Below are 14,092 nucleotides of genomic sequence, written 5' to 3'. Positions count from 1 at the left end.
ATCCTCCCGCTCCCTCCCGATCTCCTGACGTACCCGAAGGTGTGCTCTGATGGCTAACGAAGACAAGCTTCGTGAATATCTGAAAAGGGTCACCGCTGACCTCCACGAGACGACCGAACGTCTGCGGTTGGCGGAGGGCAAGGGACGGGAGCCCATAGCCGTCGTCGGCATCGGCTGCCGCTACCCGGGCGGCGTCCGGTCCCCCGAGGACCTGTGGCGGCTGGTGGAGTCGGGTACGGACGGGATCACCGCCTTCCCGGCGGACCGCGGCTGGGACTGCGAGGAGCTGGTCGGCCCCGGGCCGGACGGCGAAGAGGCCGTGTACGCCCGGGAGGGCGGCTTCCTCCACGACGCCGGCGCCTTCGACGCCGAGGTCTTCAAGGTCTCCCCGCGCGAGGCGATGGGCATGGACCCGCAGCAGCGGCTGCTGCTGGAGGCCTCGTGGGAGGCGGTCGAACGGGCCGGCATCGCCCCGTTCTCCCTGCGCGGCCGGAAGGTCGGCGTCTTCGCCGGCCTGATGTACCACAACTACGGCGCCCGGCTGGACGAGGTGCCCGCCGAGGTCGAGGGCTACCTCGGCATCGGCACCGCCAGCAGTGTGCTGTCCGGGCGCGTTTCCTACACCTTCGGGTTCGAGGGTCCCGCCGTCAGCGTCGACACGGCGTGCTCCTCGTCGCTGGTGGCCCTGCACCTCGCCGTGCAGGCGCTGCGGGCCGGCGAGTGCACCATGGCGCTGGCCGGCGGCGTCACCGTGATGCCGACCCCCGCGACCTTCGAGGACTTCGCCCGGCAGGGCGGCCTGGCCGGCGACGGCCGCTGCAAGTCCTTCGCCGACTCCGCCGACGGCACCGGCTGGTCCGAGGGCGTCGGCGTGCTGCTCGTGGAGAAGCTCTCCGACGCCCGCAGGCTGGGCCATCCCGTCCTGGCGGTCATCCGCGGCACCGCCGTCAACCAGGACGGCGCCTCCAACGGCCTCACCGCCCCCAGCGGACCCTCCCAGCAGCGCGTGATCCGGGCCGCCCTGGCCAACGCCGGACTGGCCCCGGCCGACGTCGACGCCGTCGAGGCGCACGGCACCGGCACCTCGCTCGGCGACCCCATCGAGGCCCAGGCCCTCCTCGCCACCTATGGGCAGGGCCGCCCCGCCGGCCGGCCGCTCTACCTCGGCTCCCTCAAGTCGAACATCGGCCACACGCAGGCCGCCGCCGGCGTCGGCGGCGTCATCAAGATGATCGAGGCGATGCGGCACGGCGTGCTGCCCCGGACCTTGCACGTCGACGAGCCGTCCGGCCACGTCGACTGGTCGGCCGGGCTCGTCGAGCTGCTGACCGAGCAGCGGGACTGGCCGGCGGCCGAGGACCGGCCGCGCCGGGCCGGCGTCTCCTCGTTCGGCATCAGCGGCACCAACGCGCACGTAGTCCTGGAGCAGGCCCCGCAGGAGACCCCCGCCGACACCGCGCACACCGGCGCCGGCATCGTTCCGTGGGTGGTCTCGGGCCGCTCCGAGAGCGCGGTACGGGCCCAGGCCGGGCGGCTCTCGGCGCACCTCACCGAGCACCCGGAGCTCCGGCCGGCCGACGTCGCGTTCTCGCTGGCCACCACCCGGCACGCCTTCGAGCACCGCGCCGTCCTCGTCGGCGGCGACCGGACCGAGCTGCTGGAGGCCGTCGGGACACTGGCACAGGGCGGCGGCTCCGTCGGGCAGACCGCAGCGGGGCGCACGGCCTTCCTGTTCACGGGGCAGGGCGCGCAGCGCGCCGGGACGGGGCGCGAGCTGTACGCCGCCTTCCCGGTGTTCGCCGCGGCGCTGGACGCCGTGTGCGCGGAGATCGACCCGGTGCTGGGGCGTCCGCTGCGCGAGGTGATGTTCGCCGACGAATCGGCTGAGCTGGACCGTACGGAGTTCACTCAGCCCGCGCTGTTCGCCCTCGAAGTGGCCCTGTACCGGCTGGTGGAGAGCTGGGGCCTGAAGCCCGACTGCCTCCTGGGGCATTCGGTGGGCCAGATCGCCGCCGCCCATGTGGCCGGGGTGTTCTCCCTCTCCGACGCGGCGCGGCTCGTCGTCGCCCGCGGCCGGCTGATGCAGGCGCTGCCGGCTGGTGGCGCGATGGTGTCCGTGCGGGCTTCCGAGGCGGAGGCGGCCGAGCTGGTCGCCGCGTACGAGGACGTCAGCATCGCCGCCGTCAACGGGCCGGCCTCTGTCGTGATCTCCGGCGCGGCCGATTCCGTGACCACCATCGCGGACGCGCTCGACGGGCGCGGGGTGAAGACCAAACGGCTGACCGTCTCCCACGCCTTCCACTCCCCGCTGATGGATCCGATGCTCGCGGACTTCCGCGCCGTACTTGAGACCGTGGAGTTCGCCGCTCCCGCCATCGACCTGGTCTCGGACCTCACCGGCGCGCCGGCCTCCGCCGAGGAGCTGTGTTCGCCGGAGTACTGGGTCCGGCACGTCCGCGAGGCCGTGCGCTTCGCCGACGGCGTCGCCGCCCTCCAGGGCCAGGGCGTCACCCGGTTCGTGGAGCTGGGTCCGGACGGCGTGCTGTCGGCCATGGCCGCCGACACCGCCCCCGACGCCGTGTACGTGCCCGTGCTGGTCAAGGGCCGGGACGAGACGCGCGCCCTGGTCACCGCGCTCGCCCGGGCCTACGCGCACGGCGCCCCCCTCGACTGGGCCGCCTACTTCGCCGGGACCGGCGCCCGCCGCGTCGACCTGCCGACGTACGCCTTCCAGCACCGCCACTACTGGCTGCGCGCCAAGCCCTCGGACCCGGCCGGCGGTGCGGGCCGGCCGGCCGGCGACCCGGTGGAGGAGGGCTTCTGGACTGCAGTCCAGGGCCAGGACCTGGAAGCCGTCGCGGACATGCTCGCCCTCGACGCCGCCGACCCGGCGGGCACACCGCTCGGCGCCGTACTGCCCGCACTGTCGCAGTGGCACCGGCGCAGCCTCGAGGACAGGACCCTCGACGGCTGGCGCCACCGCATCGCCTGGCAGCCCGTTCCGGAGACGGCCACCGCCGGCCCGGACGACGGCACTTGGCTCGTGGTCGTACCCGAAGACGGGCACGACCACCAGGACGCGGTCGCCGACTGCCTGGCCGCGCTGGACGGGCCGGGTCGTGTGCTGCGGCTGGACGTGCCCGCGACGGCCGGCCGCGACGCACTCGCGCACCGGCTGGACGACGCGCTCGCCGCGGTGCCCGACACCGCCCCGCTCGCCGGTGTCCTCTCGCTCCTCGGCCTGGTCGAGGAACCGGCCGACGGCCTGGTGACCCCGGCCGGATTCGCCGCGACCGTGGCGCTCGTACAGGCCCTCGGCGACGCCGGCGCGTCCGCGCCGCTGTGGACCGTGACCCGGGGCGCCGTCTCGGTGGACCGCTCCGACCGGCTCGACCGCCCCGACCAGGCCCTCCTGTGGGGCCTCGCCGGCGTCCTCGGCGCCGAGCACCCCGAACGCTGGGGCGGTGTCGTCGACCTGCCCTCCGGCCCGCTGGAGCAGCGGGGCCGCGAACGGCTCCGCGCGGCCCTGCGGGCCGCCGCGGACGCCGGACCCGGCGCGGGCGACCGGGCCGTCGCCGTACGCCCCTCGGGCACCTACCGGCGCCGCCTCCTCCACACACCGGCCCCCTCGGCGGCCCCGGCCCGGCCCGGGACCCGCGACGCCTGGGAGCCGCGCGGCACCGTGCTCGTCACCGGCGGCACCGGCGCGCTCGGCGCCCACGTCGCCCGCCGGCTGGCCCGCCGCGGCGCCGCACACCTCCTGCTGCTCAGCCGCCGCGGCCCCGACGCACCCGGCGCGGCCGAACTGCGCGCCGCACTCGAAGCGGACGGCGCCCGCGTCACCCTCGCCGCCTGCGACACCGCCGACCGCGCGGCCCTGGCCGCCGTCCTGGCCGCCGTACCGCGCGAACTCCCGCTGACCGCCGTCGTCCACACCGCCGCCGCCCTCGACGACGCCATGGTCGACGACCTGGACACCGGCCGCATCGACGGCGTCCTGCGCGCCAAGACCGCCACCGCGCGGCACCTCCACGAACTCACCCGCGACCTCGACCTCGACGCGTTCGTGCTGTTCTCCTCGCTCGCCGGCGTGCTCGGCGGCCTCGGACAGGGCAACTACGCGCCCGGCAACGCCTACCTCGACGCCCTCGCCCTGCACCGGCGCTCCCTCGGCCTGCCCGCGACCTCCGTCGCCTGGGGCCTGTGGGACGGCGCGGGACTCGGCGAAGGCGCCGTGGCCCAGCGGTTCGCCCGCCGCGGCGTACGCGCCATGGACCCCGAACTCGCCGTCACCGCCCTCGAACGGGCCGTGCGCTCCGACGAGGCCCTCACCCTCGTCGCCGACATCGACTGGCGGCGCTTCGCCGCCACCCGCCGCCCCCGCACCGCCGGACCGGACCCCCTCCTGGCCGACCTGCCCGAACTGCGCGAGAACCCGGACCCGTACGGCGCCGCCGAGGAGGACCGCCCGGCCGGCGGGCTCTCGGCACTCCGCGCCCGCCTGCTGACGGCCACCGACGCGGAACAGCGCCGCCTGGTGGGCGAACTGGTGCGCACCGAGATCGCCGGCGTACTGGGCCACTCCTCGGCCGCGGCCGTCGACCCCGAACGGGCCTTCCGCGACCTCGGCTTCACCTCCCTCGGCGCCGTCGAGCTGCGCAACGCACTGGGCGCGGCCACCGGGCTGCGCCTGCCCGTCACCCTGCTCTTCGACTTCCCCACCCCCGCCGCCCTGGCCGAGCACGTCCTCACCGGCGTGCTCGGCGACCGCGCGGCCGGCCAGGCCCTCCCCGCCACGGTCACGGACGCGGGCGCCCGCCCCGGCGACGACGACCCGATCGTGATCGTCGGCATGAGCTGCCGCTTCCCCGGCGGCGCCGACACCCCCGAACGGCTGTGGCAGCTGCTCGCCGACGGCGACGAGGCCCTGACGGACTTCCCAGCCGACCGGGGCTGGGACCTCGACGCGCTCCTCGCCGCCGACCCGGGCCGCCCCGGCACCTCGTACGCCTCCCGAGGCGGCTTCCTGGCCGGCGCCGGCGAGTTCGACGCCGCGTTCTTCGGGATCTCCCCGCGCGAGGCCCTCGCCATGGACCCCCAGCAGCGGCTGCTGCTGGAAACATCCTGGGAGGTCCTGGAACGCGCGGGCATCGACCCGGCCTCGCTGCGCGGCACTGCCACGGGCGTCTTCGCCGGCACCAACGGCCAGGACTACGTCGGCCTCCTGCGGCCCGTGGCCGAAGCCGTCCAGGGGTACGTGGCGACCGGCAACACCGCCAGCGTGCTCTCCGGCCGCATCGCCTACGCCCTCGGCCTCGAAGGCCCCGCCGTCACCGTCGACACGGCCTGCTCCTCGTCGCTGGTCGCCCTCCACCTCGCCGCACAGGCGCTGCGGGGCGGCGAGTGCGACCTGGCCCTGGCCGGCGGCGTCACCGTGATGTCGACCCCGGGCGCCTTCGTGGAGTTCTCCCGCCAGCGCGGACTCGCCGCCGACGGCCGCATCAAGGCGTTCTCCGCGGACGCGGACGGCACCGCCTGGGGCGAGGGCGCCGGCGTGCTCGTGCTGGAGCGGCTGTCGGACGCCGAGCGCAACGGGCGCCGGGTGCTCGCGGTGGTCCGCGGCTCGGCCGTCAACCAGGACGGCGCCTCCAACGGGCTGACCGCCCCGAACGGCCCCTCGCAGCAGCGCGTCATCCGCGCGGCCCTGGCCAACGCGGGCCTGTCGGCCGCCGAGGTCGACGCGGTCGAGGCGCACGGCACGGGCACGAAGCTGGGCGATCCGATCGAGGCCCAGGCCCTCCTGGCCACCTACGGCCGGGAACGCCCGGAGGGCCGGCCGCTGCTGCTGGGCTCCGTGAAGTCCAACATCGGCCACACGCAGGCCGCGGCCGGCGTCGCGGGCGTCATCAAGATGGTGCTGGCGATGGACCGCGGCGTGCTCCCCCGCACGCTCCACGTCACCGAGCCGACTCCGCACGTCGACTGGACCGACGGCGCCGTCGAACTGCTGACCGAGGACCACGCCTGGCCGGCGGACCAGAACCGTCCGCGCCGCGCGGGCGTCTCGTCGTTCGGCTTCAGCGGCACGAACGCCCACGTGATCCTGGAGCAGGCCCCGGAGGCGGTGTCCGAGCCGCCTGCCGGTGTCGTGCTGCCGGTGGTGCCGTGGGTGGTGTCGGGTCGTTCGGCGGAGGCGTTGGGTGCGCAGGCCGGTCGGCTGGTGCCGTTGGCGGGGTCGTCGGCGGGTGTGGATGCGGTTGATGTCGGTTTTTCGTTGGCGGTGACGCGTTCGGTGTTCGAGCACCGGGCTGTGGTGTGGGGGGGTGATCGTGGTGCGGCGCTTGAGGCTCTGTCGCGGGGTGGTTCGGCGGCGGGTGTGGTGCGTGGTGCGGTGGTCCCGGGCCTGACGGGTTTCCTGTTCACGGGTCAGGGTGCGCAGCGCGCGGGGATGGGGCGCGAGCTGTATGCGGCCTTCCCGGTGTTCGCGGAGGCGCTGGATGCGGTGTGTGCGGAGATCGACCCGGTGTTGGGGCGGTCGCTGCGGGAGGTGATGTTTGCGGAGGACTCCGCTGAGCTGGACCGTACGGAGTTCACGCAGCCGGCGCTGTTCGCGATCGAGGTGGCGCTGTTCCGGCTGGTGGAGAGCTGGGGTCTGAAGCCCGACTATCTGCTGGGTCACTCCATTGGTGAGATCGCCGCCGCGCATGTCGCCGGGGTGTTCTCGTTGGCTGATGCGGCGCGGCTGGTCGTCGCCCGTGGTCGGCTGATGCAGGCGCTGCCGGCTGGTGGTGCGATGGTGTCGGTGCGTGCTGCCGAGGCGGAGGTGGCCGAGCTGGTCGCCGCGTACGCAGACGTGAGCATTGCGGCCGTCAACGGGCCGAAGTCCGTAGTGGTCTCGGGTGCCGAAGACTCGGTGACCGCCCTCGCGGGTGTGCTGGCCGGGCGGGGTGTCAAGACCAAGCGGCTCACGGTGAGCCACGCGTTCCACTCGCCGCTGATGGACCCGATGCTGGACGAGTTCCGCACGGTCCTCGACACCGTGGCCTTCGCTTCGCCCTCGACAGCGGTGGTCTCGAACCTGACCGGTGAGCTCGCCTCCGCGGCGGAGCTCTGCTCGCCGGAGTACTGGGTGCGGCACGTCCGCGAGGCGGTCCGTTTCGCGGACGGGATCTCCTCCCTGCACAGCCACGGGGTGACCCGCTTCGTCGAGCTCGGCCCCGACGGCGTGCTGTCGGCGATGGCAGCCGACTGCGTCGAGGACGGCGTGTTCGTGCCGGTGCTGCGCAAGGGCCGCGACGAGCCGGAGGCGGCCGTTGCGGGAGTGGCCCGGGCCTACGTCCATGGTGTGCCGGTGGACTGGGAGGCGTTCTTCGCCGGGACCGGTGCACGGCGCGTGGACCTCCCGACGTACGCCTTCCAGCACGAGCGCTACTGGCCGCAGGCCAGTACGGCGGTACAGCCGGCCGGGGGCGAGGCCGACGCGGTGGACGCGGCGTTCTGGGAAGCGGTGGAACGCGAAGACCTGGGTGCCCTCGCCCAGACGCTCGACGTCGAAGACGGGACTCTGGGAGCTGTACTGCCGGCGCTGTCTTCCTGGCGCAGGCGTCGGCGTGAGCAGTCGGCGGTGGACGGGTGGCGTTACCGGGTCACGTGGAAGCCGCTGGCCGAGACCGGACAGAGTGCTTCGATCGGTTCGTGGCTGGTGGTGGCGGACGAGGACGGTCCGCTGACCGAGTGGGTGGCCGGTGCGTTGGCCGCGCGGGTTGTGGTCGTGCCTTCGGGTGAGGGCCGGGTGGAGCTTGCCGGGCGTGTGGCCGGGCTGGTGGACGGTGTCACGGGTGTGGTGTCGTTGCGTGGCCTGGTCGGGACGCTGGAGCTGGTCCAGGCTCTGGGTGATGCCGAGTGCGAGGCGCCGCTGTGGTCCCTGACGCAGGGTGCCGTGTCGATCGGCCGTTCGGACGCGTTGCGTGCGGAGGGTGTGGAGCAGTCCCTGGTGTGGGGCCTGGGCCGGGTCGTGGCCCTGGAGCACCCGGGGCGTTGGGGTGGTCTGGTCGACCTTCCCGAGGTGTTGGACGAGCGGGCTGCCGCTCGTGTGCGGGGGCTGTTGTCGGGTTCCTCGGACGAGGACCAGGTCGCGGTGCGTGCGGCGGGTGTCTATGGCCGTCGCTTGCGGCCGGCCGAGCCGTCTTCGTCCGGTTCCGAGGGTTGGCGTCCGCGCGGGACGGTTGTGGTGACGGGTGGTACGGGTGCGCTGGGTGCGCATGTGGCGCGCTGGCTGGTGGCCGAAGGCGCCGAGCACGTGGTGCTGACCAGCCGTCGGGGACTTGATGCGCCTGGTGCGAAGGAGCTCGCGGACGAGCTCGGCTCCGATGCGGTGCGGGTGACCGTTGTGGCCTGTGATGTGGCTGATGCCGGTCAGGTTCGTGCGCTCGTGGAGGGTCTGGAGGTGGACGGCCCGGTCCGGGGTGTCGTCCACGCCGCCGGTGTGGAGCAGCTGAATCCGCTGATGGCGGGTTCGGCGGAGGAGTACGCCCGCGTTCTGGCGGCGAAGGTGGAGGGTGCCCGTCATCTGGACGCCCTGTTCAGTGAGCCCTCCCGGGCCGGGGAGCTGGACGCGTTCGTGCTGTTCTCCTCGATTTCTGCCGTCTGGGGTTCCGGTGGCCAGGGTGCGTACGCGGCGGCGAACACGTATCTGGACGCTCTGGCGCAGTGGCGTCAGGCGCGCGGTCAGGTGGCGACCTCCGTCGCCTGGGGCCCCTGGGGCGGCAGCGGCATGGCCACCGGCAGGGTCATCGCGGAGCACCTGCGCGAGCGCGGGCTCCTCGTGCTGGAGCCGTCCCGGGCCATGGCGGCCCTGGAGCGGGCCCTCGCCGCAGGTGAGGCGTGCGTGGCCGTGGCCGATGTGGCCTGGGCGCACTTCGCGCCGACGTTCACCGCGATGCGGCCCAGCCCGCTCCTCTCCGAACTGCCCGCCGTACGGGCCCTGGCCGAGGCGGCGGACGACGGGCCGGCGCAGCCGACGGACGCGCTGCGCGCACGTCTCGCCGGGCTGTCCGGCCCGGACCGGCGGCGTCACCTGCTGGAGCTGGTGAGGACCGAGGCGGCGGCCGTGCTCGGGCACGCGTCGAACGCGACCGTCGAGCCGTCCCGGGCCTTCCGCGAGCTGGGCTTCGAATCCCTGGCCGCGGTCGAGCTGCGGGACCGGCTGACCCGGGCGACCGGCGTGCGGCTCACCACCACGGCTGTCTTCGACCACCCCAACGCGACCGAACTCGCCCGCCACCTCGCGGCCGGCCTCGGTCTGGACGACGACGCCGCCTCCGCGAGCCCGGCGGCCGCGCCGGCCGCACCGGTCGGTGGGACTCCGGCGGGCGAGGACGACCCGATCGTGGTGGTCGGCATGAGCTGCCGTTACCCCGGCGGAGTGGCCGGCCCCGACGACCTGTGGCGGCTCGTGCGCGACGGCGGCGACGCCATTACCGGCTTCCCGGCCGACCGCGGCTGGCAGCTGCCGGCGGACCCCGGCCAGGACGGCGACTACGCCCGCGCCGGCGGCTTCCTCTCCGGAGCGGCCGACTTCGACGCCGACTTCTTCGGGATCTCGCCCCGCGAGGCCCTCGCCATGGACCCCCAGCAGCGCCTCCTCCTCGAAGCCTCCTGGGAGGCCATCGAGGCGGCGGGCATCGACCCCGCCACCCTGCACGGCACGCCGGTCGGCGTGTTCGCCGGAGCCGCCTCGCTCGGCTACGCGGGCACCCTGCGCGGTACGCCCAACGCCACCTCGGGGCAGGTGCTGGCGGGCAACGCGACGAGCGTGCTCTCCGGCCGGATCGCGTACGCCCTCGGCCTGCAGGGCCCCGCCGTCACCCTGGACACCGCCTGCTCCTCCTCCCTGGTGGCCCTGCACCTCGCGGCGCAGGCCCTGCGCACCGGCGAGTGCACGATGGCGCTGGCCGGCGGCGTGACGGTGATGCCGACCCCGGCGGCGTTCGCCGAGTTCCACCGGCAGGGCGGGCTCGCCGCCGACGGCCGGTGCAAGGCCTTCTCCGCCGATGCCGACGGCACCGGCTGGGCCGAGGGCGTCGGCGTGCTCCTCGTGGAACGCCTCTCCGACGCCCGCCGCCACGGGCACGAGGTGCTCGCGGTGGTCCGCGGCTCCGCCGTCAACCAGGACGGCGCGTCCAACGGCCTCACCGCCCCCAACGGCACGGCCCAGCAGCGCGTCATCCGCGCCGCCCTCGCCAACGCGGGCCTGACGCCCGCCGACGTCGACGCCGTCGAGGCGCACGGCACCGGCACCTCGCTCGGCGACCCCATCGAGGCGCAGGCCCTCCTCGCCACCTACGGGCAGGAGCGCGGCGGCGACGAGCCGCTGTGGCTGGGCTCGCTCAAGTCCAACATCGGCCACGCACAGGCCGCTTCCGGCGTCGGCGGGATCATCAAGATGGTCATGGCGATGCGCCACGGCGTCCTGCCCAGGACCCTGCACGCCGACGAGCCGACGCCGCACGTGGACTGGTCGGAGGGGACCGTCGGGCTGCTGACCGAGGAACGGCAGTGGCCGCGGGCCGGCGACGGCCGGCCGCGCCGCGCCGCCGTCTCCTCCTTCGGCATCAGCGGCACCAACGCCCACGTCATCCTCGAATCCCCGCAGGCCCCCCGCGAGGACGGGGCGGCCACCGGCGACGCCGAGGGCCCGCAACTGCCGTGGGTGCTCTCCGGCACCTCCGAGGCGGCCCTGCGCGCGCAGGCCGCCCGCCTGGCCGAACACCTCGCGGCCCGCCCCGCACTGCGGTCCGCGGACGTGGCGCACGCGTTGGCCACCGGCCGTACCGCCTTCGACCACCGGGCGGCACTGCTCCCCGGCCAGGACCCCGACCGGACGCGCGCCGCGCTGCTGGCCCTGTCCCGCGGAGAGCAGGCAGCCGAGCTGGTGCGCGGCACCGCCGGCGCGGAACCGACGGCCTTCCTCTTCACCGGGCAGGGCGCCCAGCGCGCCGGCGCGGGACGGGAACTGTACGCCGCGTTCCCCGCGTTCGCGCGGGCCCTGGACGAGGTGTGCCTGCACCTCGACCCGTACCTGGACCGCCCGCTGCGGGAGGTCATGTTCGCCGAGGACTCCGCGGTCCTGGACCGTACGGAGTTCACCCAGCCGGCCCTGTTCGCCGTCGAGGTGGCCCTGTACCGGCTCGTCGAGAGCTGGGGCGTGCGCCCCGACCACCTCTTCGGGCACTCCGTCGGCGAGATCGCCGCCGCGCACGCGGCCGGGGTGTTCACCCTCGAGGACGCGGCCCGCCTGGTCGCCGCCCGCGGCCGCCTGATGCAGGCACTGCCGTCCGGCGGCGCCATGGTCTCCGTACGCGCCCCGGAGACGGAGGTCGCCGAGCTGGTCGCCGCGTACGAGGACGTCAGCATCGCCGCCGTCAACGGGCCGCGGTCCGTGGTGGTCTCGGGTGCGGCCGGCGCCGTCACCGAGATCGCGGACGCCCTCGCCGGGCGCGGCGTGAAGACCAAGCGGCTGACCGTCAGCCACGCCTTCCACTCCCCGCTCATGGAGCCGGTCCTCGCCGACTTCCGCAAGGTCGCCGAGTCCGTCACGTACGCGGCGCCCGCCATCCCCGTCGTCTCCAACCTCACCGGAGCGGCCGACGCCGACGAACTGGCCACGGCCGACTACTGGGTGCGGCACGTACGCGGCACCGTCCGCTTCGCCGACGGCATGACCGCCCTGCACGAGCGGGGGGTCACCCGGTTCCTGGAGCTGGGGCCCGACGGCGTGCTGTCGGCGATGGCCGCCGATTGCGTCCCCGGCACCTACCTCCCGCTGCTGCGCGCCGGACGCCCGGAGGCCCGTACCCTCCTCCAGGCGCTGGCGCGTGCCTGGACCCTCGGCGTCCCCGTGGACCGGGAGGCGCTCTGGCCGGCGCCCGGAGCCGGCGAAGGGGCCGGCGCCCGCCGGACCGCCCTGCCCACGTACGCCTTCCAGCGCCGGCGCTACTGGCCGGACACGGTCACCGACGGCGCGGACGGCGCCCCCGCGGCCCCGGCCGGACCGCGCTACCGCGTCGCCTGGCAGCCGCTGCCCGCCCGCGAAACCCCCGCCCCCCGCGGCGGGTTCCTCCTCGCCGTGCCCCACGGCCACGAAGACGACCCCTTCACGGGACGGGTCGTGGCCGCACTCGCCGGCGGCACGCCTTCCGGAGTGGCGGTCGTACCGGTCGACGCGTCCGGCGGATCCACCGCCCCCCTCGCCGCCGAACTGGCCGTCGCGGCCGGCACCGGCCCGGTGGCCGCCGTGGTGTCCCTGCTGGCCTCCGACGGCACGCACGGCCTCGGCACCGCCGCCCTCGTGCGCGCCCTGGGCGACTCCGGCATCGACGCGCCCCTGTGGTGCGTGACGCGCGGCGCTGTCCAGGTCGACGCCGCCGACCCCGTCACCCGCCCCGAAGAGGCCGCCGTGTGGGGTCTCGGCCGGGTCGTCGCCCTCGAACACCCCGACCGCTGGGGCGGCCTCGTCGACCTGCCCGCCGCCCCGGACGAGCAGGACCTCGCCGTCCTGCGCGCCGCCCTCCTCGACGGCGGCCCCGAGGACCAGATCGCCGTCCGCCGCGACGGCGCCTACGGCCGCCGCCTGGAACGCCACCCCGACCCGCACACCGCCCCCGGCGCGCGGGCGGAGCACCGCTGGACGCCCCGCGGCACCGTCCTCGTCACCGGCGGCACCGGCGCGCTCGGCGCCCATGTCGCCCGCTGGCTGGCCGGCCGTGGTGCCGAACACCTCGTGCTCACCGGCCGGCGCGGCCCCGACACCCCCGGCGCCCGGGAACTCGCCGCCGAGCTCACCGCGAGCGGCACCCGGGTGACCGTCGCCGCCTGCGACGTCGCCGACCGCGCACAGCTGGACCGGCTGCTGACCGGGCTGCGCGCCGACGGCGACGCGGTACGGGCCGTCGTCCACGCGGCCGGCGTCACCGAACCCGTACCGGTCGGCGAGGCCGACCACGACCACTGGCAGCGGGTCACCGCCGCCAAGGCCCTCGGCGCCGCCCACCTCGACGCCCTGTGCGGGGAGGACACCGACACCTTCGTCCTGTTCTCCTCCATCGCCGGCGCCTGGGGGAGCGGCGGCCAGGCCGCCTACTCCGCCGCCAACTCCTGCCTCGATGCCCTCGCCGAACGGCGCCGGGCCCGCGGCCTGCACGCCACCTCCGTCGCCTGGGGCCCGTGGGCCGGCGGCGGCATGGCGGCCGGCGATCTGGAACAGCAGATGCGCCGGCGCGGGCTACGGCCTATGGCACCGCAGACGGCCCTCGCGGAACTCGCCCGCGCCCTCGACGCCGACGAGACCGCACTGATCGTCGCCGACGTCGACTGGCAGCGGTTCGCCCCGCCGTTTACGGCGCGCCGCCCCAGCCCCCTCCTCGGCGACCTGCCCGAGGTCCGGGCGGCCCTCGAACCGGCCGCACCCCCGGCCGGCCCGCACGACGGGAACCCGGTGCCCGCCGCACAGGACGGCGGCCCCGCCGCCGCACTGCGGGCCCGGCTCGCCGGCCTGCCCGAAGCCGAACAGCTGCGGACCCTCACCGACCTGGTGCGCGGCCACGCCGCCGCCGTACTCGGACACGAGGACCCCGGCGCCGTCCGCGCCGGCCGCGGCTTCCTCGACCTCGGCTTCGACTCCCTGATGGCGGTCGAACTGCGCAACCTCGTCACCGCCCACACGGAACTGCCCCTGGCCGTCACGCTCGTCTTCGACCACCCCACCCCCGCCGCGCTCGCCGAGCACCTGCGCGAACGGCTCGTCCCCGGACCCGCGGAGGCGGCCCGGGCTGCGCTAGCGGAGTTCGAACGGCTCGAAGCTAGCCTCACAGCCGTAAAACTGGACGACGTCGGGCGGGCGAGCATCGCGTCACGCATGGAGAACCTGCTGGCCACCTTGGTCGGGGCAGGGAGCGCAACGGAGGTGGAAGAGCCCGCCGGGGAACTGGAGACGGCCACCCCCGACGAGCTCTTCGACATCATCCAGCGTGAGTTCGGCAAGTCGTAGCAGACGCTGTGACGGCTCCCCGTACTGCTCCGCGTGACTCGCCCC

General features: G+C 75.3%; 1 protein-coding gene. It reads left to right on the top strand.

The window, feature by feature from the left end; all coding sequences use genetic code 11:
• The first annotated feature begins 49 nt into the window (after positions 1–49).
• Positions 50–14,047, top strand: coding sequence for a type I polyketide synthase (locus B4U46_RS35805; RefSeq protein WP_079432443.1), 13,998 nt, complete (start codon positions 50–52; stop codon positions 14,045–14,047).
• Positions 14,048–14,092 lie beyond the last annotated feature (45 nt).

It is taken from the genome of Streptomyces katrae (genome assembly GCF_002028425.1).
GTDB classification, from domain to species: Bacteria; Actinomycetota; Actinomycetes; order Streptomycetales; family Streptomycetaceae; genus Streptomyces; species Streptomyces katrae_A.
The sequence above is the reverse complement of the archived record's forward strand: the minus strand, read 5'-3'. Positions and strand labels throughout refer to the sequence as shown.